Origin of the sequence: Erythrobacter sp. F6033, from assembly GCF_023016005.1 — a bacterium.
GTDB lineage: Bacteria > Pseudomonadota > Alphaproteobacteria > Sphingomonadales > Sphingomonadaceae > Erythrobacter.
Genome location: NZ_JALKAZ010000001.1, coordinates 1,652,099 through 1,676,773 on the forward strand (window position 1 = coordinate 1,652,099; position 24,675 = coordinate 1,676,773).

The 24,675-nt window shown below is 58.1% G+C and carries 22 protein-coding genes and 1 tRNA gene; 6 read left to right on the forward strand and 17 right to left on the reverse strand.

Translation table 11 applies throughout. The annotated features are described in order from the left end of the window. Positions 1–30: 30 nt before the first annotated feature. The 8 genes from addA to MWU39_RS07895 form a co-directional block, all read right to left on the reverse strand. Positions 31–3,531, reverse strand: coding sequence for a double-strand break repair helicase AddA (addA, locus tag MWU39_RS07860; protein WP_247159451.1), 3,501 nt, complete (start codon positions 3,529–3,531; stop codon positions 31–33). Next, positions 3,528–6,554, reverse strand: coding sequence for a double-strand break repair protein AddB (gene addB / locus MWU39_RS07865; protein ID WP_247159452.1), 3,027 nt, complete (start codon positions 6,552–6,554; stop codon positions 3,528–3,530). The genes addA and addB overlap by 4 nt, the downstream gene beginning before the upstream one ends. Next, on the reverse strand, positions 6,547–7,236 hold the full coding sequence (locus MWU39_RS07870; protein ID WP_247160339.1) for a nucleotidyltransferase family protein: 690 nt from the start codon (positions 7,234–7,236) through the stop codon (positions 6,547–6,549). Before MWU39_RS07870 ends, addB begins: the two co-directional genes overlap by 8 nt. 29 nt (positions 7,237–7,265) lie before the next feature. Continuing rightward, positions 7,266–8,255: a phosphotransferase gene (locus MWU39_RS07875; RefSeq protein WP_247159453.1), complete on the reverse strand. Its 990-nt coding sequence runs from the start codon at positions 8,253–8,255 to the stop codon at positions 7,266–7,268. After that, a complete protein-coding gene (gene tsaE, locus MWU39_RS07880) occupies positions 8,252–8,707 on the reverse strand; it encodes a tRNA (adenosine(37)-N6)-threonylcarbamoyltransferase complex ATPase subunit type 1 TsaE (protein ID WP_348646378.1) in 456 nt (151 codons plus the stop codon). Before tsaE ends, MWU39_RS07875 begins: the two co-directional genes overlap by 4 nt. Further along, positions 8,704–11,067, reverse strand: a complete 2,364-nt coding sequence (locus MWU39_RS07885) for a PAS domain-containing sensor histidine kinase (protein ID WP_247159454.1) — start codon at positions 11,065–11,067, stop codon at positions 8,704–8,706. Before MWU39_RS07885 ends, tsaE begins: the two co-directional genes overlap by 4 nt. Before the next feature lie 130 nt (positions 11,068–11,197). Next, complete coding sequence (gene ahcY, locus MWU39_RS07890) at positions 11,198–12,616, reverse strand: adenosylhomocysteinase (RefSeq protein ID WP_247159455.1); 1,419 nt, start codon at positions 12,614–12,616, stop codon at positions 11,198–11,200. Positions 12,617–12,712: 96 nt separating this feature from the next. Continuing rightward, positions 12,713–13,351, reverse strand: coding sequence for a hypothetical protein (locus MWU39_RS07895; RefSeq protein ID WP_247159456.1), 639 nt, complete (start codon positions 13,349–13,351; stop codon positions 12,713–12,715). 228 nt (positions 13,352–13,579) lie between these two features. Here MWU39_RS07895 and MWU39_RS07900 point away from each other — a divergent pair, with 228 nt between their 5' ends. Next, the gene (locus MWU39_RS07900; protein WP_247159457.1) at positions 13,580–14,059 is read left to right on the forward strand and encodes a peroxiredoxin; all 480 of its coding nucleotides are present in this window, start codon (positions 13,580–13,582) and stop codon (positions 14,057–14,059) included. A gap of 72 nt (positions 14,060–14,131) precedes the next feature. Here MWU39_RS07900 and folE read toward each other — a convergent pair whose 3' ends face one another. The 3 genes from folE to MWU39_RS07915 form a co-directional block, all read right to left on the reverse strand. Next, a complete protein-coding gene (folE, locus tag MWU39_RS07905) occupies positions 14,132–14,755 on the reverse strand; it encodes a GTP cyclohydrolase I FolE (protein WP_247159458.1) in 624 nt (207 codons plus the stop codon). 224 nt (positions 14,756–14,979) lie between these two features. Next, a tRNA-Arg gene (locus MWU39_RS07910) sits at positions 14,980–15,056 on the reverse strand. Positions 15,057–15,126: 70 nt separating this feature from the next. Next, positions 15,127–15,537, reverse strand: coding sequence for a (deoxy)nucleoside triphosphate pyrophosphohydrolase (locus MWU39_RS07915; RefSeq protein WP_247159459.1), 411 nt, complete (start codon positions 15,535–15,537; stop codon positions 15,127–15,129). Positions 15,538–15,633: 96 nt separating this feature from the next. Here MWU39_RS07915 and MWU39_RS07920 point away from each other — a divergent pair, with 96 nt between their 5' ends. Beyond that, positions 15,634–15,816, forward strand: coding sequence for a Flp family type IVb pilin (locus MWU39_RS07920; RefSeq protein WP_247159460.1), 183 nt, complete (start codon positions 15,634–15,636; stop codon positions 15,814–15,816). Positions 15,817–15,946: 130 nt separating this feature from the next. Then, positions 15,947–16,111, forward strand: coding sequence for a Flp family type IVb pilin (locus MWU39_RS07925; protein ID WP_218404954.1), 165 nt, complete (start codon positions 15,947–15,949; stop codon positions 16,109–16,111). Between the two features lie 102 nt (positions 16,112–16,213). Here the strand turns inward: MWU39_RS07925 and MWU39_RS07930 are convergent, their stop codons facing one another. From MWU39_RS07930 to MWU39_RS14545, 5 genes are all read right to left on the reverse strand, one after another. After that, a complete protein-coding gene (locus MWU39_RS07930) occupies positions 16,214–17,626 on the reverse strand; it encodes a M48 family metalloprotease (RefSeq protein WP_247160341.1) in 1,413 nt (470 codons plus the stop codon). 207 nt (positions 17,627–17,833) lie between these two features. Continuing rightward, positions 17,834–18,793: an acetyl-CoA carboxylase carboxyltransferase subunit alpha gene (locus tag MWU39_RS07935; protein WP_247159461.1), complete on the reverse strand. Its 960-nt coding sequence runs from the start codon at positions 18,791–18,793 to the stop codon at positions 17,834–17,836. 52 nt (positions 18,794–18,845) lie between these two features. Continuing rightward, positions 18,846–19,721, reverse strand: coding sequence for a tyrosine recombinase (locus MWU39_RS07940; protein WP_348646379.1), 876 nt, complete (start codon positions 19,719–19,721; stop codon positions 18,846–18,848). A gap of 8 nt (positions 19,722–19,729) precedes the next feature. Further along, entirely contained in the window at positions 19,730–21,622 is a 1,893-nt protein-coding gene (locus MWU39_RS07945; protein ID WP_247159463.1) for a hypothetical protein, read from the reverse strand. Beyond that, positions 21,619–21,747 (reverse strand): hypothetical protein, encoded by a 129-nt coding sequence (locus tag MWU39_RS14545; RefSeq protein WP_281501093.1) that lies wholly within the window; start codon positions 21,745–21,747, stop codon positions 21,619–21,621. Before MWU39_RS14545 ends, MWU39_RS07945 begins: the two co-directional genes overlap by 4 nt. Before the next feature lie 95 nt (positions 21,748–21,842). Here MWU39_RS14545 and MWU39_RS07950 point away from each other — a divergent pair, with 95 nt between their 5' ends. The 3 genes from MWU39_RS07950 to MWU39_RS07960 are packed head-to-tail and all read left to right on the forward strand — an operon-like array spanning position 21,843 to position 24,306. After that, entirely contained in the window at positions 21,843–22,409 is a 567-nt protein-coding gene (locus MWU39_RS07950; protein ID WP_247159464.1) for a shikimate kinase, read from the forward strand. Further along, positions 22,400–23,539, forward strand: coding sequence for a 3-dehydroquinate synthase (gene aroB / locus MWU39_RS07955; protein WP_247159465.1), 1,140 nt, complete (start codon positions 22,400–22,402; stop codon positions 23,537–23,539). The genes MWU39_RS07950 and aroB overlap by 10 nt, the downstream gene beginning before the upstream one ends. Next, positions 23,536–24,306, forward strand: coding sequence for a cyclase family protein (locus MWU39_RS07960; protein ID WP_247159466.1), 771 nt, complete (start codon positions 23,536–23,538; stop codon positions 24,304–24,306). The genes aroB and MWU39_RS07960 overlap by 4 nt, the downstream gene beginning before the upstream one ends. Before the next feature lie 5 nt (positions 24,307–24,311). Here the strand turns inward: MWU39_RS07960 and MWU39_RS07965 are convergent, their stop codons facing one another. After that, complete coding sequence (locus tag MWU39_RS07965; RefSeq protein ID WP_247159467.1) at positions 24,312–24,590, reverse strand: hypothetical protein; 279 nt, start codon at positions 24,588–24,590, stop codon at positions 24,312–24,314. Between the last annotated feature and the right edge of the window lie 85 nt (positions 24,591–24,675).

Sequence of the window (24,675 nt, forward strand, 5' to 3'; positions counted from 1 at the left end):
GGCTGCGTTCTATCTAGGCGGTTTTGGCGCTTACTCAATATCGAGCGGGGCAAAGCTTTGCTGCGTGTCCCCCAAATGATCCTTGTGCGCGGCGAGTGTAACCGCGGGAATTTCAATCAGCTGCGGCGTCTGGGTGTAGAGCACCGCGGCGCGAACCGCTTTGCCGGGGAAGATAGTTTCGAGCACAGCGGTGTATGCCGCCATCTGTTTGACCGTTGCGCGCGGGATTGCATCTGCATTGGCTGGTGGACGGCGAGTGGTCTTGAAATCGACAACAGTGACGCTGTCGTCGCTGACCAGCAGACGGTCCGCCGTACCGGTGATCACAGTCCCACCGACCGTCGCCGTTAGCGGTACTTCGGCAAGTGCATCGGGCGAGAATATGTTGGTGTAAGCATCTGTCTCGAGCACCTTTAGCGCGCTTTGGAGCATCTCATCACGCGTCTCTTGAGGCAGGTCATCACCCTGCCGCGCAAGCCATGCTGCACCAGCATCCGCGCGGTTATCGCTCGCAATATCGGGCAATCGCTCCAGCAGGCGGTGGATCAGAACGCCGCGCCGCGCAGCGACCTTTGCAGCATCGGGAGGCAATGGCGGATCGGCGGCAAGCTCTTCACCTGCTGAACTAGGGGCCAACGGACGCGGCGGCTTTGGTTCGGGCCCGATGTGTTTGGTTGCCCATTCTGGCAGCGTTGGTCGTTCGGTCACAGCAGTCACCACATCTGACGTAACCAGTGGTTCCGCCCGCTCTCCCCATTCGCGTCGCATGCCCCACAAGCCATCGGCGATCTCGTCGCCAGCAAACGCATTCTCCAGCCGCGCATACCAGCTGTCTTCATGCAGTCCGTTTTTCTCATCACGCGGCCCCAGCGAACCGCCTATGAATAGCGCCTCCTCTGCCCGGGTCATCGCCACATAGAGCAAACGCCAGTGTTCCTGCATGCTCGCCGCATCGGTAGCGGCTTCGGCTTCCTCGACCCGTCCACGCTTTTGCTCTTTGGCAAGCGAAGGAAGCGGAACTTTGCGCGCAGTTTCTGTGCCCAACTCCAGATCGGCCAGTTCCAGCTCACCGCCCTGCCCCGGCGCGCCCGTTGCATCGGCGAGGATCACGATGGGTGCCTGCAAACCTTTCGATCCGTGCACGGTCATCACCCGCACCTGGCCGCCAGCGCCATCGGCGTCGCGCTTCAAATCCTCGTTTGACGCATCAAACCATTCGATAAAGCCGACAAGGCTGGGCGTATGCGCGCTTTCAAAGGCGAACGCTGCGTTGACCAGTTCATCAATCGGATCATTCGCCTCCCGCCCGAGCCGCGCGATCAGCTTTTCACGGCCGCGCCATGGTCCGGTGAGCAACCACGCGAGCAAGGATTGCGGCGTTTGATAATCTGCGCGCGCCAGCAAGGATTTGAGCGTCTCGCAGCTCGCAGCGACCATTGGATCATCACTGCCCCGCAGATGTTTCCACAGTGACACGTTCTTTTCGCGCGGCACATGCGCAAGCAGATCATCCTGCGACCATCCGATGAGCGGCGAGGAGAGCAGGTTTGCAAGCGACAGATCGTCGAGCGGTTGCGTCGCAAAACGCAGCGCCGCCATTAGGTCTTTAACCGCGAGAGGCGCGCCAAGCCGCAACCGGTCGACACCAGCGACCGCCACGCCCTTTGCATGAAGCTTTGCGACAATCTGCGCGGCCAGAGCGCCGCGTTTGCGCACCAACACCATAATATCGCCAGCGCTCGCGTGTTTGCGGGGCTCGGATTTCGCCAGCACAAATGGCTCATCACCCTTCACCCAGCGGCGCACTTGCTCGGCGATCTTTTCCGCCAATAACGTATCGTGCGCAGGCAGCCAGTCGCGCTCTTCCGCGCCATCTTCCTCTAGAGCGCTGACCGAGGTGACGGGTTTCCATTGTGTGACAAGGCCTGGACGGGCCGCGCCGATATGGTCTAGCGGTGCTTCACCAAGTCCGAATTCTTCGTGACCGATCAGCGCGATCGCGCGATTGACGAAATCGAGGACCGGTTTGGATGTTCGGAAAGACCGGCCAAGATCGAGGTCTTGCCAACCGGGTGTGCGCCGCCCGTCGCGCAGTTCCGCTGCGCTTTCACGCGCATCTTGGATGGCTTTTGCGACCTTGCCCTTCGCTCGGGCGAAATTCTCCGGACTGGTGCCCTGAAACCCGAAGATCGCTTGCTTGTAATCGCCCACGGTAAAGATGGTGCGCAGTCTGTCTCCGCTCGCCCCGTCTCCGCTGAAGAAATCGTCGATTAGCGCATAAACGATGTCCCATTGTGCTTCGTTGGTGTCTTGTGCCTCGTCGATGAGGATGTGATCAAATTGCCTGTCCAACTTGTAGCGAATCCAGTCAGCGGTCACGCTGTCTTTCAGCAATACAGCTGCGCGGCGGATCAGATCGTCAAAGTCGAGCAAGCTCTCGCGCCGCTTCGCCTCCTGCCACCGAACAGCGAAGGCACGCCCAACTTCGAGCGCGGCGGTGAGAAATTCTGCCAGATCAAGCAACGCCTTACGCTCCTCGACCATCAGCACCGCTTGCGAGATCATCTCCTGACTATCGGCAAAACCGGGATCATTCTCACGCGGTTTTTTGATCTGAAGGCTGGGCGTCCCGTCCGCTTTCAGCAATGTGCCCTTGAAACGGCTAACCGCGTCGATCCGCGCCGCATGATTCAGCGTCAACCATTCGCGCAAAAAGGCGAGACATTTGTCTGCTGTCTTAGTCCCCCAGTCCTCCAGCGCCGGGATCATCGCGAGAAGGTGATCATCGGGGAATGTGTCTGGGCCGAGCCCTTCATACGCCCAACCCGCATCCGCATCAGATGGAATCTCCAACAGAGTCCGCACCCGAGCATCCATCGGCGACTGCCAAGCGGTCGGCCCTTCCCACATTTCCTCTGCCTTGGCGCAGCGCATCAGCCAATAATGCAGCGCGCCGGGGTCTTTGGCTGTTGTGAATAGCGTGACCGCATCGAGCACCCGCGTGTCGTTCGTCCGGCGTGCTTCGCTGAGCATTTCGGTCAACACATCGCGCGACAGCAATTCGCGGGTCCGATCCTCCATCGGCTGCGCGCCGGGTGGCAAGTTCGCCTCTTCGGGGAAGTTCGCAAGCAGCCACTGCGAAAACGCGTGGATTGTGTCGATGCGTAGCCCGCCACCGGGGCAATCGAGAACCTGCGCAAACAGAGTGCGGGCGCGCTCCTGCGTCTTCGGGCCAATATCCGCGCCAAGATCGCTTAGCTCTCCGGCAAGCTTGGTCGGATCAAGCCTGACCCAGCGCGCCAGCACCGCATTGATCCGCGTGGCCATCTCCGCCGCGCCGGCTTTGGTGAAGGTGAGGCACAGGATTTCTGAGGGATCGACGTCGGGCCGCAAAAGCAGGCGCAGCACGCGCGCCGACAGAACCTGCGTCTTACCCGTGCCCGCAGATGCGGACAGCCAGACATTGTCCTCTGGATTGGCCGCCGAAAGCTGCTCTCCGGCGAGCGGATAGACTTTGCCTTCTCCGCTCATGCGTCATCCTCCCCGTTGTCGGAGACAAGACCGATCTGCCATTCCTCCAGCCGCATCAGCTGATCATAGTCAGTGTAGCCGGGATAATCGGGGTTCTCTTTCGCAGTGAACGGCGCAGCACCCTTGATGTATTTGCTGATCGCTTCGCGCAGATAGCGTTCATGCTCATGCAGGAAGTCTTCAGGCAGCAAGCCGCTGCGTTTCCGACCCACTTTCATCGGCACATCAACAAAGCCGAACTCGCCCGCTTTCTTCGCCAAAGACCAATATTCAAATCCGGTCGCGTCTCCTGACAGCGGACCATTGTTGGTCTTAAACGCACCATGATCCGCAATCATGCCGAGCAGGCCGAGCTGCAACGCATATCCGGCCTCTACCTGAGAGGCGCTGGGCGGGCTGCCGGTCTTATAGTCGACAATGGCCAGCGTTCCGTCGGGCAAACGGTCGATCCTGTCGGGCTTGCCCATTACGCGGACGCCTTCGAACATCATCTCGCCCCAAACCTCGGTCGCGATAATCTCTCGCCCTTCCTTGGCGGCTTCATCAACCCACTCTTCAAACCGCTCCAAAGCGGCGCAAATGCGCGGACGCCAAAGTCCCCAGAACAGCGGGTGAACCTGCTTTTCGGTAAGTTGCTGCTCAGCAAACGGAACCAGCGCGAGATCTGGGTCTGTCACCCGAGCCTTGTGCCACGCTTCAAGAATGTCGTGCACCAACGTGCCGCGCAAAGCCGGATCGCCAAACGGATCGGCGGCGAGCGGATCGAGGCTCTTCAGTCCAAGGATTTCGCGCGCGTAAAATTGGTACGGATCACCCAGCAGTCGATCGAGCGCGGTCGCGCTGATCTTGACCTGCCTCTGCTGCTCGCTCGGCTTGGGCTTTGGCCGCGGATAGGACTCAACCTCCATAACCGGATCACGATCAAGCAGCGGCATCAGAGCAGGTATCGTCTCTTCGCGATGCTGCTCCGCCAGAGTCTCGCCTAGCAATGCCTCAGCCCTGAGCCAGAACCGTGACGCCAGTGTCGGTCCGTCTGTGTCACGCTGTGCTCTGCTGAGCACCACTTCCGGCGCGCCCAAAGCTCCAGCCAGATCGTGCGCGGATAGACCGATGCGAAACTCTGCGCCCGGCACACCAAGTGTGCGCAGAACGCCGGGCGCAAGCAACGGGTCGGCACCGGGTGGTTGCGGCCAACTGCCTTCGTTTAGGCCGCCGCAAATGATCAAATCAGCCCGCGCCATGCGGCTTTCGAGCAAACCATAGATATTGACGCGGGGATGTCCGCCATAAGGGGGCCGAACAGACACCGCATCCATGCAATCTCGCAGCACACCGGCGATGTCCGCAGGCGCGATGGCTGTTCCTTGGACGCGCGCATGGAGGCGCACATCTTCAACCATCGCAGACAAAGCGCGTCCGTCTTCGCGCGCCCACACTGCCTCGCCAGCGAGAGCCTCCGCCGCCGTTGTCAGAATATCAAGCGCGTCGGCCAGCCCAATTTCTTCGGCGGAAACCAGCAATGGCGTCAGGATAGCCTCGACGCCGTCCCACCACTCGCGAACATCGGCCTTGTCAGCGATAGTTCGCAGCGGCTCGAAACTAGGTGCTGGGGACGGACCGCGCAGCTTATATTCGAACTTCCGCAACGCATTTAGCCATGCGCGCCGCGCGTCTTCATCCTCACGCTGAACCAACGGATGCCCAAGTGCCGCGATCAAGGCGGCGGGTTCCAGACCGTCCGAGGCCAGAGCGGCAAGCAGTCCGAACAACCGCCCCGCCGGGGTCAATGACAGCGGCTTACCAGCCGTATCATCAGCAATGATATTCCACCGCTCAAGATGCTGAGTCACACGCCGGGCCAAAGAGCGATCAGCCGTCACAACCGCAATCCGCTTTTCGGGCTCATCCAGCTTCTGCCGGACCAGCATGGCAATCGCCTGTGCCTCTTCCTCACTCGTCGCCGTTGTCATCAATCGCACACCGGAGAGACGACGCTTGTCGGCCTCCATGCTGATCCACGATTGGCTGGCCTGTGGCGGCAGAAACAGCGAACTGATTGCATGGCTGCGCGCGGGCGGCGCTGCGCTATCGCCTTTGCGATGCCATTGCCGCACTTCGGCGCGGTTGATGCCCATACGCTGAAGCAGCAATTTGAGATGATATTGCGGGTGGGTGAGCGCGTCTTTCTTACCAAACACCTCGCCGCCCGGTTCGCTGGATGCTCCGGCACGGCCAAGCTCGTCCCAAGCTTCGCCGCTCATCGAAAGATCAAGATCAGGCAGAATAACTGCACCATTTGGAAGGTTAGCGATTGCGCGCAGCATCCGCGCCAGCGCTGGCGATGCGCTGGTCACGCCTGCGGCAACGATGGGATGCGCTGGCGAGTTGTCGCGCCATTTCTTGGCCGCCCGTTCGAACAGCATGTTGCGGCGCGTGGCAGCATCTACCCTGCCAAGTTCCTCCAGCCGCTGGCGCCAACGCCGCTCGACACGGGCGAACAGCCGTAAGGATTTGCGCCAATGCTCCGACAAATTATCAAGCATCTGCAACACTGGTTCGCCGAGCAATTCCTGCGGCGCGACGTCCTCAACCAGCAACCGATCCATCGCCTGAGCAATATCGCGAGCAAGGCGCAATCGCGCGGCTCCAGGCAATGCAACCAGACCTTCTGCCGCATTCTCTTCTTCAATCAAATTGGCAAGTTCCAGCCATCGCTGCGTCGGCTCAACGGCTGGCGGAATGTCACTCGCGCCAAGTGGGTCGAGCAAATTGCCCAGCGCTTCGTCAAGATCAAGATCGCCAACAGTGACCATGCGCGGCATCAACAAACCTGCTGCGCCCGAGTGGCGGATAAATGCCTCGGACAATGTCCGCGCCGCTCGTGAGCTTGGCACCAGCAGCGTCAGCCGAGCTAAGCCAAAACCGTCTTCGGAATATCGCGGCACCAGACCCGCCACCAGCGCATCGGCAAAGCCGCGGTGTGCCGCAATCGAGTAAACTTCGGGAGCCTGCGTCTCACCCACGCTTTAGCGCGTTTTCTGTCGGGCCGATTGCCTGCGGAGTGCCGACTTCAAACCATTGTCCGGTAAAGGCCGCACCAAACAGGCGGCCCTCCTCAATCGCACGGTTCCAGAGGATGTTGGTCGAGAATTTGCCTTCTGGTGCATCGCGCAAAAGGCGATGCGCGATCAGTTGAATGCCGGTGTAAATGAACGGCGCAATCCGGCCCGGCAGGCGGCGTGAAAGCTTGCCCGCGCCGTCCATATAGAAATCGCCCTGCCCGTTGAAATTCGCAGCTCTAGTGTGCGGCACCACAAGCAAAAGCGCATCCATCCGCTTCGGATCCCACTGCTCCGACAAATCGCGAAAGGCATCGCGCGGCCCGTCGAGCCAGATGTTGTCAGCGTTCAGACAAAAGAACGGATCGGGGAGATGCGGCTGCGCTCGAATAAGACCGCCACCGGTTTCCAGCAAAGCATCGCGCTCATCCGAAATCACGACTTTGGGCGCAGCCCTTTCAAGAACATGTGCCTCCAGCGCATCGGCCAAATAGTGAACATTCACCACCGCTTTGGCGATGCCATTTTCCGCCAATCGATCGAGGGCGTGATCGATCAGCGGCTTGCCCGCCACGCGCACCATCGGTTTGGGCTGACTGGCTGTCAGCGGACGCATACGTTTGCCCATGCCGGCCGCCATGACCATCGCGGTGTCGCTTGCTAGGCCATTGCCGTTCACGTGATCTTTCCTCCACCATTCTGGCGCAGCTCGGCTGGAATATTCTCCGTAAACCAATCGGCAACGGGCTTAAGCGCTGGGTGGGCCAGATCGCGCTCCATTGCGGCCCAGACACGCGGGATCATATCGAGATAACGCGGTTTGCCATCGCGTTTATATAGACGCGTGAAGATGCCGACGATCTTGGCGTTCCTTTGCGCACCAAGGCGCGCATAATCCGCTTCAAATTCGTCGCCCGCATCCGCCCGATCAAGGTATCGCTTCAGCATTGCAGCTTCCAGGGCTTCAGGCACGTCGCGGCGGGCATCCTGAAGCAGTGAAACAAGATCATAGGCAGGATGGCCGACCAATGCGTCCTGAAAATCGATCAGGCCCTGCGGAGCTTTGTCAGCCGGATCACCCAGAAGCATAATGTTTTCGGCATGATAGTCGCGCAGCACCGTCACTCCGGGGTTTTGGCGCGCGAGCATGGGAGCCAAAGCTTCCTCCCAAGCCGCATCATAAGCGGCTGCATCAACGGTCAATTCCTGCGCAGGCGCATACCATTCCGTGAGCAATCCGGTTTCTCGCCGATAGGTCGGCATGTCGTAAGCAGGAAAAGGCCCAGCTGGCCGCTTGTGAAGCTCAACCAACGCATCAATTGCGCCTTCATAGGCTGCCGTTTCGCGATCGGGATGATCATCGAGCCAATCGCGCATCCGGTCGTTGCCGAAATCCTCGATCAGCACCCAACCTTGAGGAGCGTCAGATGCGTAAATCTCAGGTGCGCGCAGGCCTTCGCTTGAAAGCCATTCAGCGACATTGAGAAAGGGCACCGGGTCTTCGTGCGGCGGCGGGGCGTGCATAAGCATCGCGCCAGTCCCGTCTCCGCCGCGAAGCCGGAAGTAACGGCGGAAAGAGGCATCGCCCGGAATCGGGTCGATATCGGCATTGCCCCAGCCCGCTTTTGCCAGAAATTCGTGTAGCCCGTCAGGAAGTTCGCTCATGGCATCCGTCCTAGCCAATCGGCACCCGCGCGGGCAATCGCAATTCGGCCTGAACCGGCGGTTTCCAACAGGATCGAAAGGCAAGCGGGCTCATGCGCAAATCCGCCCGCATGATCGGGCCATTCGGCAATCATGGCTGCGCCTTCGCGATAATCATCAAGCCCGATTTCCTCCACTTCGGCTGGGTCATTCAAGCGGTAGAAATCGGCATGAACCACAGGCACACGGAGCGGCGGCGCATCGTAGGTTTCGATGATTGTGAAGGTAGGCGAAGGAACCTCCTGCTCGTAACCAAGCGCCGCGATAATGGCGCGGGCGAGCGTCGTTTTACCCGCGCCCAATCCGCCTTCGAGTTCGATTACATCTTCGGGCCGGAGCACTTCAGCCAATTGCGCACCAAACGCGTCCATCGCGGCCAGGTCTGGTAGCTCGTATTGCTTGGTCTGACTCACGGCAGGTGGATGATCGCGGTCGTGCCCACGCCTTCCTCGCTGGTGATTTCCAGCAATCCGCCATGTGCGGCGACCAATTGCCGCGCCAACGGGATGCCGAGCCCTGTGCGCTTTTCGGTGTCGCTATCTTCCGCTGAACGTCCTCCATCGAGAGCCCGTTCAAGTTCATCCGACGCCATGCCGGCGCCGTTGTCGGAGATCACAAAACTTGTGCTCCATTCACCTTCGGGATCGGGTTTAAGGATTTCGATCAAGATATGGCCATCTGGTCCGGTCCCGCTGATCGCATTGTCGAGCAGATTGCCAACGGCACGGCCCAACTGGCGCGGATCGATATCAACCTTGCGCCCGCGCTTGCCTTTCAAATCCAGGCCGAGCTGGGCTTTGATGATCGCGGTTTCCCGCTCGCGTACCAGCTTGGTCAGGAAGGCCAAAAGATCGGTCTCTTCCTTGGTGATCGGTAATAGGCCAGCTTCGCTTTGCGACAGGTCCAGCACGTTTTCGACCTGCTCGGTCAAACGCGCCACCGCCGTTAGGATTGAATCGATATATTCGCTCGCGCCTTCATCGATCTCACCTGCGGCGCCGCTCTTGAGCAGTTCAGCATAGCCACCAATCGTGGTGAGCGGCGTGCGGAATTCGTATGACATATTGGCGAGGAAGCGCGCCTTGACTGCATCTGCCTCTTCAAGAGCAACCGCGCGCTCACGCAGCGCCTGTTCGGCCTTTTGCGAATCCGTAATGTCGAGAACAGTCAGCAAGCCGTTGCCATCTGGCAGCGGAACACCAGCGAACCGAAGCGTTCGCCCATCAGAAAGCTGCGCCCGCCCCTCTTTTTCCATTCGATCAAGCGTGGCAGCACGAACAACCGCTCCGATCCGTTTCGCTTCGGTGGGCTTGGTAAGATTCTTGCCGATCGCTTCCAACAACGCATCGGCACTTGGGTGCGTATCGAGGAATTCGCTCGACAGCCCCCATGTGCCAGCAAAAGAACGGTTCCAGAGTTGAACCGACCCATCAGGCGCAAAGATCGCCAGCGCTTCAAACAGACTATCGAGCGTCGCCGTTCGTGTGCGCAAAAGAGTGTCGCGCGTGGCGGAAAGTGCGAGACTTTCCGTTTGGTCCTCTGCAACGAGCACAATCCCACCATCGGGCATTGGCTGCGCCACAATGCGCAAATGAACACCGCCTGCGAGAGGCCATGCCTCTTCCTGCATTTCGGTGGAGTCGAACCAAGCGGCATGCTCGCTGCGCCACTCGGGGAAATCGCGCACTTCCGGTGTCAGCCCCTTTTCGCGGGCTTCCGACAGAAACCGCTCAAACGGCAAACTGTCCCGCACCGCGCCGTCAGGCAACTCAAATAGGCGGCGGAATGGCTGATTGGCGAAGGTAAGCTCTTCGGCATCACTGAATTGCGCAACGCCGACGGAAAGCTGATCGAGCATCTCGCGCTGCGCCTCGCGAAATGCCTTGAATTCGCGCAAAACCTGCTGCTGTTCCTCGATATCAATCGCGTATCCGGTCACGCCTTCCTTACCGAGCGGCTGATTGCTCACCCGTAATGTGCGTCGTTCACCGTGCAGGGTGGCTGTAGTAGTCCGCTCTTCAGGCTCCTGCTTTTCAAGCACCGCGCGAGCTTTTTGCGCTGGACTTTGGCCGTCTTCCGGCTCCAGCAATTCGATCTGGCCTTCGATAACTGCCGCTGCGCTTTCTGCATCGACCGCATCGACATAAGCTTGATTTACAAGCTGCAATTTCAAGTCACGCCCGCGAAACCACATCGGCACCGGAGCAGCCTCAATCAGACCAACCAACGCAGCGAAATCGCTTTCTGCCTGAGAGGCCGCCTTACGCATTCGCGACAATTCATCTTGGCTCTCAGTAAAGTCGAACACCCAAACCAGTGCCGCGCCACCCGGCGAAACCTGAGGATCGGCAAGCGCCCCTTGCAATGCCAGACTGCGTCCCGAACCCGGCGGCGTAATCGCGATTTGAAATGGCGCTGCGCTCTTCTGGGTTAGGCGAACACTCTCTGACAGCGATTTCACCTGAGACTCGGACAGCCCCTGTTTGCCCGCATCGTCATCTTCTGGCGCCAATTCACTGAGATAGTTGGGCATCGCATCCAGACCGAGCCAGCGCGCAAGACGCTCTGGCGCTTCGATCCGGCCATCCACCCTCACCAACATCGGAATGGCGGGCGCCATATCGAGCATACGCTGCATTCTTTTCAGCGATGTCTGAAGAGCTTTGGTGCGCCGTGTCTTCGCACTTGCGCGGACCATCATGATCGCCGCGCCCGCAGTCCAGGCGGCGAGCACCAGTCCGATGATGGCAAGAGCGAGCGGCGAAAGTTCCATAGATTGCAGCTATGCCGCCGAAGGCGCGGATGCAACTATCCTCACAAGGAAAAGCCCCCGCAAATTCGATGATTTGCGCGGGGCTTCCCTGTATTGTCGATAAACCGAGCTTTCGCTCAGGAAAAATCGCTTAGTAGCGGTAGTGATCCGGCTTGAACGGACCAGCCGCAGGCACACCGATATAATCGGCCTGTTTCTGACTGAGCTGTGTCAGCTGAACGCCAAGCTTTTCGAGATGCAGCGCCGCCACTTTCTCATCGAGATGCTTTGGCAGGACGTAAACGTCATTCTCGTACTCATCAGATTTGGTGAAGAGTTCGATCTGAGCCAGCGTCTGGTTGGTAAAGCTGGCGGACATGACGAAGCTGGGATGGCCGGTGGCGCAGCCGAGGTTCACCAAACGACCCTTGGCAAGGATCAGCAGCGATTTGCCCTCTGGGAAGGTGACCATATCGGTGCCTTCCTTGATCTCTTTCCAGTCGTAATTGTCGAGCGCAGAGATCTGAATTTCGCTGTCGAAGTGACCGATATTGCACACGATCGCCATGTTTTTCATGTTCTTCATGTGCTCGCCGGTGATCACGTCTTCGTTACCGGTCGCGGTCACGAAAATGTCAGCACGCTTGGTGGCTTCATCCATAGAGACGACTTCAAAGCCGTCCATCGCCGCTTGCAGAGCGCAGATCGGATCGATTTCGGTGACCATGACGCGGGCACCGCCATCGCGAAGCGAAGCAGCAGAGCCTTTGCCAACATCACCGTATCCGGCAACACAAGCGACCTTACCGGCCAGCATCACATCGGTTGCGCGGCGGATCGCGTCGACCAGCGATTCCTTACAACCATACAGGTTGTCGAACTTCGACTTGGTCACACTGTCGTTTACGTTGATCGCCGGGAAAGGCAGCTTGCCCTGCTTGGCGATCTGGTAAAGGCGCATAACGCCCGTCGTGGTTTCTTCCGAAACGCCTTTAATATTCTGAACAGTCTTGGTCAGATAACCGGGCTTCTCAGAGACATAGGCTTTCAGAGCCTTTTGCATCTCGATTTCTTCGGCGTTCTGCGGAGCGGGCATTTCTTCGCCAGCTTCGATGCGCGCGCCCCAAAGCGCAAACATCGTCGCATCGCCGCCATCGTCGAGTATGATGTTGGTGGTCAGATCAGGATCGGCATCGGTCGACCAGTCGAAAATGCGGCCAACATACTTCCAGTAATCCGCCAGTGTTTCGCCTTTAACTGCGAATACCGGAATGCCCTGATCCGCGATAGCGGCAGCGGCGTGATCCTGTGTCGAGAAAATGTTGCAGGTTGCCCAGCGAACTTCCGCGCCAAGGGCTGTCAGCGTTTCGATCAGAACAGCGGTCTGGATCGTCATGTGCAGCGAGCCGGTGATGCGCGCGCCTTTAAGCGGCTGCGCTGCGCCATATTCTTCGCGCAGAGCCATCAGGCCCGGCATTTCGGTTTCGGCAATTGCAATCTCGTCGCGACCATATTGTGCGAGCGCGATGTCTTTGATGATATATTCGTGCGTATGTGCGGCGGTCGCCATTCTAGTCTCCATCGGGGGTAATTTGCGTTACCGCGCCCTAGCGATCTAGCCGCAGACAATCAAATATAAAGTTTTCTTTATATCTCTATGTCGCACTTATCCGCGAAGCCATATTGGTACTTTCGACGATGGAATGTCTTTGACTGTTGCACCGTCCGCTCCCTGCGGAGTGGGCGCTGTCAAAACTTGCTGTTCGTATGTCAGCTTTGCATCCACTGCCTCGCCAACGCCACCGGCTTTAGTGGGAGCCTGAGCCAACTCCTCGCTGGCTTTACTTTCAAGCAATGTGTTGGCTATCACCGAAAGCCGCGCGCGATCCTGAGTCCGAGCGAGTTCGGAGGTGGCGCTCTTCAAATCAGAACAGTCCAGCGTCGGGTGGCCATCACCATAACGATTGGCGATCGTTACTCCGATGCGATCAAGCGTACGCTTGGGCCCTTTTGATCCGTAAGTGGCGACCATATTCCTGCTGAGGTGTTTATGCGCATCGGCAAGGTTCTGCTGATGTGTGCGGGCGAACAAGTCATATTCCCCCCGGAAATCATGAGCGCCCGTGCGGCAGCGGAGCGAAGTCACCATCAGCATGATGTTGAGGCTTCGTATGTTCTCCGCATTGGCTGCTATCGGACTGATATAGCTTTGATCGGCCTCTTGTGCGTTTAGCGCGCTGGCTGTGCTCGCCGCAGTCAGGGCGAAGGCCGCCCCCCATGCTCCAATTGTTCCGCCAACAGACATCTTGTTCTCCCCTTTGCCGCGATCCCCATCGCGTGCATCAGAGGTATGCCAAAGGTGTTTACCTGATCTTCAAAGCTCTCGGTAAAGGCTTCTTAACCCAAACTTTGCCGAGCATCCGTTCGCTTTAGCATTGCCGCTCAGAGGCAAGCACCTATATCTGCGTTCGAAGCGTTGGGACATTTTCGATACCCCGTATCCAGCGCAGCTCACACAATGATGGAGGATGCGATGACAATTTCGGTAGGTGACAAACTTCCCGAGGCAACACTGGTCAAAGCCACAGCCGAAGGTCCGCAGCAGGTTCAGGCAAGCGAGTATTTCGCGGGCAAGAAAGTTGCTCTGTTTTCAGTGCCTGGTGCTTTCACACCGACTTGTTCGGCAAAGCACCTTCCCGGCTTCGTTGAGAAAGCCGAAGACCTGAAAGCCAAGGGCGTCGATGAAATCGTCGGCACTGCGGTCAACGATGCATTTGTAATGGGTGCATGGAATCAGGCGGCGGGCAGCGACGACATCACTATGCTCGCAGATGGCAATGCCGACTTCGCCGAAGCGGTCGGCCTGACAATGGACGGCAGCGGTTTCGGCATGGGCAAGCGCGGTCAGCGTTTTTCGATGGTGATCAATGACGGCGTCGTTGAACAGCTGAACGTCGAAGAGCCAGGCGACTTCAAAGTCTCCAGCGCAGAGCATATGCTCGGTCAGCTCTAGAGCTTTCCATATTGCAGATACAAAAAGGGTGCCTCGATTGAGGCGCCCTTTTTACTGTGACCCTCGAAGGGCTCAGAAGCCCATCAGGCTCATCACTTCCTTACGGCTGCGATGATCTTCGAGGAAACAGCCCATCATGCGGCTGGTCAGCATCTCGACCTCGTGCACTTTAACGCCGCGGCCCGTCATACAGCCGTGCTCTGCCTGAATCACAACGGCGACACCGCGCGGCTCCAGATTGTCCCAGATGCATTCGGCGACCTCTGCAGTGAGGCGCTCTTGAACCTGCAAGCGGTTGGCGAAGCCATGCAGCACACGCGCGAGCTTTGAAATGCCGGTGATCTTCTTGTCAGGCAGATAGGCGATGTGCGCTTTGCCCTTGATCGGCGCCATGTGGTGCTCGCAATGCGAGTGGAACGGGATGTCTTTCAGAAGGACAATCTCGTCATATCCGCCGACTTCTTCAAAGATTCGCGACAAATGCATCGCGGGATCTTCTTGATTGCCAGCACAATATTCCAGCCAAGCCCGACCAACACGCTTGGGCGTATCCAGCAAGCCTTCGCGGGTGGGATCGTCCCCCGCCCACTTAATTAGGGTTCGCACTGCTTCTTGTACGTCTTCAGGAACGTCGGGCTTGCTCAAAGGATTCTCCGGGTCAAATTCATCGTGATCATGCACGTTCATGTAGTTCATGGCTAACGTCTTTCTACGCAAAGAAGCAGACCGGGTGCACGGCCTTCCTCATATTCAAGATGATCCCACTGAAGAAAATCGCCGTGCGTACAAAGGGTTCCCTGCAAAATTTGCAGTCTGAACTGGCCGGGCCACATCGAACTGCAGGTATGATCACGCGGTTTGCCGTGAAAGAAGCCATTACCCCCAACAAAAAAGCCCACCCCGCTAGGGATGGGCTTTCTTGGCGCGCCAGGAAGGATTCGAACCTCCGGCCGCCTGATTCGTAGTCAGGTACTCTATCCAGCTGAGCTACTGGCGCGCGAGAAGTGGGCACATACGGGTGGTTGATCAGCTTGGCAACCTCTGTTTGCGGCCAAACTCAGGAATATTCAGCTTTCTCCGAAAAGACCCGCTGCGAGAGCGCAATCGAGCGGCGGCTTTTTAAGCTGCCGGATGCTTTCAGGCGTATGCCAAGCAATTTCGCCGCCTTCCAATGCTGCCGGAATTCCATCCCATCGCGCGATTCTGTAAAGTAGGATGACAATCGGTATTCCATCCTCACTCACTGCGCCTTCAGCGAAACCTGCGGGTTCACAATCGATGGCATTTACAGAAATGCCCAGTTCCTCATGAAGTTCGCGAATCAAAGATTCTGTTGGCTTTTCATGGTGTTCCACTTTCCCACCAGGGAATTCCCATAGCCCTCCATGATGCTTTTCAGCAGGCCTTTTGTGCATCAGCCATGTGCCATCGCGCCCCTTAAGAGCGCCTGCAACTACGGGAAGCCACGTGCCTGTCATGTCGGATTTCTTTCCATTTTGTCGCTCCGCATCAACCTTTTCTTAATGGTCGGCGGCGATACCGGCCTTCGTCAGGAACGTATTGACAGGTGAAGCATGAAGTTAGCGACATTTTTCAAGAGTATTGGTTCGGATCAGTCCGGCGCCACTGCTGTTGAATACGGCCTGATTGTTAGTTTGATCGTGATTGCAATGGTTGGTGCTCTCCAAGGTGTAGCCGAAGAGAACAGCAACGTTTGGAGCCGCGTCCAGACTGCACAAGAGGAAGCGAGCAACTGACCAAATTAACGCTTTTGAAAGGCTGCGAATTAGCAATTTCTCAAGAGCTGTTGCTTACAACCTCCAATGTCCGGATCGATCTTTTCGATTTGAACAACGGGTAACGAAGACCAAAACCAGGAGACTACCAATGAAATTCTTCAACAAACTTGCACGTGACGAGCAGGGCGCAACCGCAATTGAGTACGGCCTTATCGCTGCTCTGATCGCTGTTGCAGCTATCACCGCTATGCAGAGCCTCGGCTCGACCCTTTCGGATACTTTCTCGGAAGTACAGACCGAAATGGCTGCCTAAGTCTAACGACTTACGGAAAAAGGAAGCGGCGGGGAGTTCCCCGCCGCTTTTCTTTTGCGCGCTGCATATTTGAAGCGCTTCAATATCGCACCGGCCGCAGGATCAGCGCCCGCGAACGACCAGCTTAACTTTCTGCCCCGCGCGCAGAGTGTCGCTTGATCCCATGGCGTTGAGCACCCGGAAACGTTCGACCTGATTCGAATCGTAAGCCATGCGCCGCGCAAGTGAGCTGACCGTATCGCCGCGCTGAACAGTAACCACATCGATTTTCCGAGGTATCACCGCACTCGCTTCGCGCTGACTGATCCGGCGCATCGATTGGAACATCGAAGAAAACGCATTTGACCGGCCCGCGGGCGTGATCGCCTGAAAGTGATAAGCGCGATCGTTCGAAAACTCATACGCGAAAATCGTCACATCAACCTGGCTGTTGCCATTGTTGACCCGAGCCGTGCCGTAAGCAGCGCGAATCCCATTAACGGTAGTGCGCTGAATGCTGGAAGGCGCGAGATTGTTATTCTCACCGCCCAAAGTGGTGAACTGTTGGCGGACATAGCTGTCGAGATCGCCGGCATAAGGGGCCAAAGTCAGTTGCGCCTTACCGCTTTGGCCATTGATGCTGACCGCGCGAGTGCCGTTGACCATGTAAAAGCCCTGCGGCGCGGTGAATGAAAGCATCAGTTCGGGATGAATAAACTGGCTGCCTTCGATCACGCCTTGCTCAGGATCATCGCCGTAAATCATGCCATCAATGCGAGACAGGAATGTGTCGCGATTGGTTGCACCGCTGGCCAGACCTTCGGTTTTCGCAAGCGCGGTCCGAACGCGGCTGGCCGGATCGGGGTGTGTTGAAGCCCATTCCGGCACCGAAGCGTTGTTTCGACCTTGAAGCCGGGCGTCCAGTGAATTTTGCGCCGCGAGGCTCGCAAGCACGGTGCTCATCGCCTTTGGATCATAGCCTGCACGCTGAAGATAAAGGATGCCCAGATCATCGGCCTCTAGTTCCTGACTGCGCGAAAATCGTAGCGTAAGCAGCTGCGATCCCTGCAAAAATCCGCGCGAGACCGTATTGCCGATCGAACTGTCGCCAAGCAGGATTGAGCTACCGATTGCCCCAAGCACACCGAGGATGGAATTGCGCTGAGCGGCTTGTTGGCGGCGCTGCGAATGCCGCGCGGCAACATGGCCGACTTCGTGCCCCAGAACGCCGGCAAGCTCCGCTTCATTATTCATCAATGAAACAAGCTGGCGAGTGGAATAGATATAGCCGCCTGGAACTGCGAAGGCATTGTTGACCGGGCTGTTCAACAAGCTGACCGTAAAGCTATCGCGCGCGTTGCCTAGTCCGGATTGCACGGCGATATTCTTGCCAACCTGTTCGACATAGGCGGCCTGAGGTCCCGACATTGCCCCACCAAATTCGGAGAGCAATTGCGGATGATATTGCGCGCCCTGCTGCGCTTCTTGTTGGGTGATCGGTGTGGACGCCGACGGAACGGAGCCGCCTCCGCCCATGCAGCCACTTAACGCAAGAGCAAGCGGTGCAGTCCCCGCGATCAGAAATTTTCGTGATGTTTTCGACACTTGCTCTCTCCTCTTTACGATCTCCGCGCCCCACCCCGCGCTATCAATCTGTCTCTGTTGTAGACATGACTATCGGGCAAGCGATGCCATGCGGCAACCCTTTGGTAAGGATGACAAACTGTAAAATCTTGCTTCGGGTTAGCCGCCGAGCTGTAGAAAACGCTCTTCACGTGTGCGGATCAACGTCTCGCTCGGAAGATCGGCCAGAGCGTCCAATTCCTCGCTCAAAGCTTTACCAAGACTGGCAGCCATCATCGCTGGATCACGGTGCGCACCGCCCGCTGGCTCTTTTACGATCCGGTCGATCACTTTCAGACGTTTGAGGTGCTGCGCGGTCACTTTCATGGCCTGCGCTGCTTCCGATGCTTTGTCCGATGTCCGCCAAAGGATCGATGCGCAGCCTTCCGGTGAGATCACCGAGTAAATCGAATGCTCAAGCATCAGGACGCGCTCGGCACTTGCCAGAGCAACGGCTCCGCCAGAGCCGCCCTCGCCTACGATGACCGATACCATCGGGACGGGAAGCGCGAGGCAAGCCTCGGTCGAACGGGCAATCGCTTCTGCCTGACCGCGTTCTTCGGCTTCGATGCCCGGAAACGCGCCGGAAGTATCGACCAAGGTCACAACCGGTAGGCCAAAACGGCCCGCCATTTCCATCAGGCGGATCGATTTGCGATACCCCTCTGGTTTACCCATGCCGAAATTGTGTTTGATCCGGCTTTGGGTGTCATTGCCCTTTTCATGCCCGATCAGCATGACGCGCCTGTTTTGGCCCTTGGGGCCTTTCAATTTCGCAAAGCCCCCCATGATTGCGAGGTCATCACCGAAATAGCGATCCCCGCCGAGCGGCATAAACTCTTCAAACGCAAAATCAGCATAGTCGCGGAAATGCGGCCGCTCCGGATGCCGGGCCACCTGCGTTTTTTGCCACGGTGTAAGCGAGGCATAGGTGCTGGCCAAAAGATCCGCGCTCTTGGTTTCAAGCCGCGCGATCTCGCTGGAGATATCCACCTCATCGTTTTCACTGGCACTGCGCAGTTCGGCGATGCGCTCTTCGAGTTGAGCGACGGGTTTCTCGAAATCGAGGTAGGAAGTCATGGCACACCCGCTAATCCCATCCACGGCCTGTAGCAAGGGGAATGGTCGTCTATCACCTGTTGGCAAGCGGGTGGCGCGCATTGACCAGGGATACCAATCGGGCGGCATCGACATGCGTGTATATCTGCGTTGTGGCTATATCGGCATGGCCAAGCAGGGTTTGTAGCACCCTCAGGTCTGCCCCGCCCTCAAGCAGGTGCGTGGCGAAGGCATGGCGCAGGACATGCGGGCTAATTCCTGTCGGATCGAGGCCAGCTCTCGCGGCGAGCTCCTTGAGCAATTGGAACAATCGCACGCGGCTGAGATGTTTTCCTCTGCGTGAAGGGAATAAGAACCGGGACGCTGGCTCGCGGGGCCGAACAGACAGCCATTTCTGCAATGCCTCGCGCGCGCGATCGCTTACCGGCACCATTCGCGCCGCTCCGCCTTTGCCCGTCACTGTAATCAAAGGGGCATCGCGCGGCACCGCGCTTACAGGTAGAGAAACAAGCTCGGTCGCCCGCAATCCAGAGCCGTAGAGCATCTCCAAAAGAACAAGCTGCCTCAGCCCCGCAGGTTTGCCGCTTTGCGCCTCAAACTCGGCGCGCTCCATCAACGCTTCTACTTGTTCATGCGACAGAACTTTCGGCAGCGGGCGACTGGTTCGCGGATTGGGCAGCGCGCCAGATGGGTCATCTTCACGCCACCCCTCATCAACGGCGAAACCGAAAAACTGCCGTAAAGTCGATGACTTACGCGCCACCGTTGACGGAGCGAGTGCGCTCCATTCGCCTGCGAGCTTGGCGACTTGCGCGCGCGATGCCTCGGCTAAATCCCCAAGCGATTCTTCGGCACCGGAAAGATCGCGGGCATAAGCGGCGAGTGTATTTGCAGCCGCCCCTCGTTCAGCTGCCAGCATATCCAGAAAGGCCCGCGTGGCTGCCGACACCGCCGGTATCAGGCCCGCGAGACCGCTTCTGCTGCGATCATCCGGGCTTCCGCCTCTAAGCCAACGCGTCGCAATGCAGAGGTGATGTGATAGAGATGAAGCGGAGTCATTTGCGACCAGCTTTCCCCTTGCATGCCCAACCCGGCCAGCATGGCGACAAGAGTGCGGTTCTGAACCTCTGCCGCGCGCTCAATTGTGCGGGTCCAACGGGTCGTCCGGCTCAGATCAATACCAAGCGCGCCCTCCATGGATTCGCGCTCTGCCCCGCTCAGTCTATCGAGGCCCGCGAGGCCCGCGACTAGGAATGCGGAGGCCAAACCATCGGCGCTTTCATCATTGTCGGCAAATGTATCCAGCGCTTCGAGATCCGCTGATCCCGCACCAGCCGTGCCCACAGCCAGCAAGGCCCAACCCATGCTGCCATCAGCCATCATTCCGCGCCAAGCCGCTGCATCGCGATCAAGACCGGCAGACAACATCGAACTGATCAAAGCACCAGAATAACCCGCCAAGTCTTCAGCCGGTGAAATGCGCGCCGCTGCATATGCAGTTGTTATCAACCCGGCATAGCTGCGCTCTTCACCCCATACACTTTGCATGGCGGCGATCCTGTCGTTCGTTCGCGCTGCGACATAGGCATCACGCAATGATCGCGCGATAGTACCAGCTTCTCCGCCAATCGCGTTGTCTGCGTAAACCTGACTGTAGAAATCGACCATCGCATTTGCCGATAGAATGCCGTCCTGCGCCGCGGTTTGCACCCATGGCTCACGCATCGCCAATGGCAGCATTGGAGCGGCGGCGGCCGACCGCGCAAAATAGCCCGCATTTGGTCCATCCATCGCAGCGTTTAGCAACCCTTGGGGAACCTCTTCTCCGACAGCGTTAGCCAGAGCAAACCGCCATGGGGTCAAGTCTTCAACTGCATCCCATTCGATCTCCACCGCGCGCCGCCCGCGCCCTGCGGCTCCGGCGTAGCGCTGCGCCAGTAGCAGATCGATTTCCGGTGCAATTTCGTTTTCAATCCCGCGATCAAGCTGCGACGCGGCCAACGCGCCTTCGCCTGCATAGGCATTGCAGATAGCCTGCATCATCACCCATTGTGGATCTTCCCGCACGCCGCCCTGCAATCGGACAGCAGGGCAAGCGCCATTGAAGTCAGTCAGAGCAACATAAGAAGTTAGCGCCTGACTGGTCAGCGCGGTGTCCCAGTTACCTGTGTCCACGTCTTGAGCAATCGCCCGCGCAACGGCGAATTCGCCCATACGATTGAGAACACCCGCGCGCAGGTCTGCAAATTCTACCGGATTCATGCCGTCGGGTGCAGCCAATCGACTGGCCAAGGCACGGCGCACAAGGATATGCCCCCAGCGCGATACCATCGGTTTTTTCGTGCCTGCCAAAATCGCTCTGACCAAAGAGGCTGGCTGTTTTCCAAGCGAAGCGGTTGCCAAGCCGCCTTCTTCCGGTGTCAACAGCCCGACTTGCGAAAGCGAACGCCGTGCCGCCGGCGGAATGTCGAACTTCGGTTTTAGACCGAGGCGGTCATCAAGCTCATCCGGAGTGAGCGCTTCAAGCTCTTCGAGGCTTGGCAATCCACTTAGCTCATCGCCTGAAAGCGTGGGCACTGGCGGTAAACCACCGGGCGCCGCAGCCGGGGCGGGAACCGCCGGATTGCCTGGCGTGACGGGCGGCGCCGAACCTGGCGCAGGCGCAGCAGTGGGAAGCGCGGTGGGTGGCGGCGTAGGCGTCGGCGCTGGTGCAGGATCGTCAAATCCGGGCGGCAAAAGCGATTCAGGCGCGTCTTGCGCCGTCGCGAGACTAGTCGCCAAGATACCGCCGGTAGCACCCAAAACGCCCAGCGCCCCTGCACTTGCCAACCAATAATTACGCCGCATCATTCACTCTCCGCAGCTGCGCCGGGCACAGTCACCGTCTGAACAATCGGACGGATCGGTTCTTCTCCGCCATCGATATAGGCAAGCGCCAAAATTCCAACCACTAATGCAGCGATCAGCCAAGGCACGCGGCCCCGGCTGCGCGCTTTGCTGTGTGCAAGAGAAGAATGCGACCTGTTTGCCATATTGCGCGCGCTCTACCCCATCTATAGGCCATGCCGCAATGACTGCAGAGACCTCTTTAAACGACGCAGATATCGATCGGATTGCGGCGCGGATTGACCGCCCCGTGGTGTTGATCGGCCTTATGGGCGCAGGAAAGTCGACTGTCGGCCGCCGCCTCGCCGCGATGCTGGGCCGCGATTTCATTGATGCCGATGACGCGATAGAGGACGCCGCTCAGCGTAAAATCTCCGAAATTTTCGAAGAATTTGGCGAAGCCTATTTCCGCGATGGGGAACGCCGCGTGATCGCCCGTCTGATAGAAGAGAACAGCGGTGTTATCGCAACAGGTGGAGGCGCATTCGTCGATCCAGAAACGCGTGCCTTGATTCTGGAAAAGGCGATTGCCGTTTGGATCGACTGCGATTTGGACACTCTGGTCGAACGGACATCACGGCGGAACCACAGGCCGCTGCTTCGCAATGGCGATCCACGCGAGATACTGGGCAGGCTCATCAAAGAACGCGGGCCGCTTTACAGTCAGGCTCAGGTCCGGGTGCTGAGCGAAGATGGCCCACACAATGATACAGCAAAATTGATTATCGAGGCGATAGACCAATGGATGTGATCCCTGTTTCCCTCGCGGGGCGCAGTTACGATGTGATGATCGAGCGCGGCTGCGTTCTGGAAAGTTTCGCCGCAAGCGCAGGAGACTACCTCACAAGCTATCGTACGACCGGACAGACTGAAGCCCGCAAGGTCCCGATTGTTGCGGACACAAACACACACCGCATCTTCAAAACCGCCATTGAGCAGAGCTTAGACTCGAACGGGTTTTGCGCCGACTGGTTTGTGGTTGAGCCGGGAGAAGGTGCGAAAAGCTGGGCCGTTCTGGAGCAGCTGACGGACTGGTTGTTGGAACTCGGCATCACCCGTTCGGACAATGTCATCGCGCTTGGCGGCGGCGTTGTTGGTGATCTGACGGGCTTTGCTTGTGCTGTGCTGAAACGCGGCTGCGGCTTTGTGCAGATCCCAACCACACTGTTGGCGCAGGTTGATAGCTCAGTCGGCGGAAAAACCGCCATCAACACGCGGGCTGGAAAAAACCTGATCGGGGCTTTCCATCAACCCGTCGCTGTTCTGATTGACCCATTGGTGCTCGACACACTGCCCGACCGTGAAATGCGCGCAGGTTATGCCGAAGTGATCAAATACGGGCTGCTCGGCGATGCTGCATTTTTTAATTGGCTTGCCGAAAATGGCACCGATGTTCTGGCCCGCGAACCGAGCACCCTTGCCCATGCCATCGCAACCAGCATCCGCGCGAAGGCCGCTATCGTTGCAGAGGATGAGCGCGAGACGACGGGCGTTCGGGCTCTGCTTAACTTGGGCCATACATTCGGGCATGCCTTGGAGGCAGAGACAGGGTTTTCCGATCGCCTTCTCCACGGCGAAGCGGTTGCGACCGGAATGGTACTCGCCGCGCATTACTCGGCGCGGCGCGGTGAACTCTCACAATCCGATGCTGAACGTGCGAGGCAGGCTATCGCTGCAGCAGGCTTGCCTGCCGAGCTCGCGAAGCTTGGCATAACGTGTTCCGGCACGGCTCTTGCCGATCACATGCGCCACGACAAAAAAATGGAAGGCGGCACGCTGCCGTTCCTGCTGCTCAAATCCATCGGGCAAGCCTATCTTGCACGCGACGTAGAACTGTCAGACATCGCCGAATTTCTCGATGCACAATTGGTGAAGCAATGACGCGCTTCATCGATCTCTCGATCCCCATCACCAATGATGTGATCTCTGATCCAGAAGTGATGCGGCCCAAAATCCAGTACATGACGCATGAAGATACATGGGCGCAGATCGCCATGTTCTTTCCGGGTTTAGAGAAGGATGACTTGCCCGATGGCGAAGGCTGGGCCGTTGAAATGCTCGAGCTTTCAACACACAACGGCACCCATATGGATGCGCCGTGGCACTACCATTCCACCACCGACGATGGCGCGAACCCCGCGCCGAGCATTGATGAGGCACCGCTAGACCGGTTTTTAAGGCCGGGAGTGAAGCTCGATTTTTCGCATATGCCGCATGGGCATGTGGTCACCGCGTTTGAACTCGAAAACGCCTTCGCCAAAATCGAATACAAGCTGCAACCGCTCGATATTGTCCTGATCCAATCCGGCGCGGTTTACGGCACTGACAACTTCACCGATCAAGGCGTGGGATTGGGCGCGGAGGCGACCCTGTGGCTAACCGAACGCGGCGTCGAAGTGGTCGGCACCGATGCATGGAGCTGGGACGCGCCGTTTAGCCACACTGCCAAACGATGGGCCGAAAAGCGTGATCCAGCGATAATCTGGGAAGGCCACAAAGCGGGCCGTATCCGTCCATATTATCAGATCGAAAAACTGACCAACCTCGAAGCGCTACCCGCCCATGGCTTCACGTTCAGCTGTTTCCCGGTCAAAATTGAACGCGCCAGCGCCGGATGGATCCGCGCAGTCGCCATGGTCGACGAGTAGAATTTTCAGCCAGCAGGGCGGCTCGGCAATTTCGACACTTTTGATCCGAGGTCGCTTATCGAAGCGCCATTTGCAGCCTCTTCAGCGACCATCTCATCGTGCTCCGCGAACAAACGTTCGACCTCTGCGCGCCGCTCAAGCAGCATATGGGCAATACCCGGTGCCAGGCTTTCGCCTTCACCGATTTGCCCGAACAGAGCAGCGATATCGCTCTCCGTCGCTTCGCGAGCGGTCTTAAAAAATTGGCCCTTGCGATCGAAGTAGCCGGTGCCTTTTTTAGCCACGATCCCAATCCCTTCCAAGATCCAAGCTTTCCCTGTGCCGACGAATCGACAGGCAAAGTGTCTCTAATGAAGAGCTGATTGGCGA

Coding starts and splice junctions, on each gene's coding strand:
- addA (WP_247159451.1), bottom strand. CDS start 3,531: ATGAGCGGAGAAGGCAAAGTCTATCCGCTCGCCGGAGAGCAGCTTTCG.
- MWU39_RS07870 (WP_247160339.1), bottom strand. CDS start 7,236: ATGGTCATGGCGGCCGGCATGGGCAAACGTATGCGTCCGCTGACAGCC.
- MWU39_RS07875 (WP_247159453.1), bottom strand. CDS start 8,255: ATGAGCGAACTTCCTGACGGGCTACACGAATTTCTGGCAAAAGCGGGC.
- MWU39_RS07885 (WP_247159454.1), bottom strand. CDS start 11,067: ATGGAACTTTCGCCGCTCGCTCTTGCCATCATCGGACTGGTGCTCGCC.
- ahcY (WP_247159455.1), bottom strand. CDS start 12,616: ATGGCGACCGCCGCACATACGCACGAATATATCATCAAAGACATCGCG.
- MWU39_RS07895 (WP_247159456.1), bottom strand. CDS start 13,351: ATGTCTGTTGGCGGAACAATTGGAGCATGGGGGGCGGCCTTCGCCCTG.
- MWU39_RS07900 (WP_247159457.1), top strand. CDS start 13,580: ATGACAATTTCGGTAGGTGACAAACTTCCCGAGGCAACACTGGTCAAA.
- folE (WP_247159458.1), bottom strand. CDS start 14,755: ATGAACTACATGAACGTGCATGATCACGATGAATTTGACCCGGAGAAT.
- MWU39_RS07915 (WP_247159459.1), bottom strand. CDS start 15,537: ATGACAGGCACGTGGCTTCCCGTAGTTGCAGGCGCTCTTAAGGGGCGC.
- MWU39_RS07920 (WP_247159460.1), top strand. CDS start 15,634: ATGAAGTTAGCGACATTTTTCAAGAGTATTGGTTCGGATCAGTCCGGC.
- MWU39_RS07925 (WP_218404954.1), top strand. CDS start 15,947: ATGAAATTCTTCAACAAACTTGCACGTGACGAGCAGGGCGCAACCGCA.
- MWU39_RS07930 (WP_247160341.1), bottom strand. CDS start 17,626: ATGGGCGGAGGCGGCTCCGTTCCGTCGGCGTCCACACCGATCACCCAA.
- MWU39_RS07935 (WP_247159461.1), bottom strand. CDS start 18,793: ATGACTTCCTACCTCGATTTCGAGAAACCCGTCGCTCAACTCGAAGAG.
- MWU39_RS07945 (WP_247159463.1), bottom strand. CDS start 21,622: ATGATGCGGCGTAATTATTGGTTGGCAAGTGCAGGGGCGCTGGGCGTT.
- MWU39_RS07950 (WP_247159464.1), top strand. CDS start 21,843: ATGACTGCAGAGACCTCTTTAAACGACGCAGATATCGATCGGATTGCG.
- aroB (WP_247159465.1), top strand. CDS start 22,400: ATGGATGTGATCCCTGTTTCCCTCGCGGGGCGCAGTTACGATGTGATG.
- MWU39_RS07960 (WP_247159466.1), top strand. CDS start 23,536: ATGACGCGCTTCATCGATCTCTCGATCCCCATCACCAATGATGTGATC.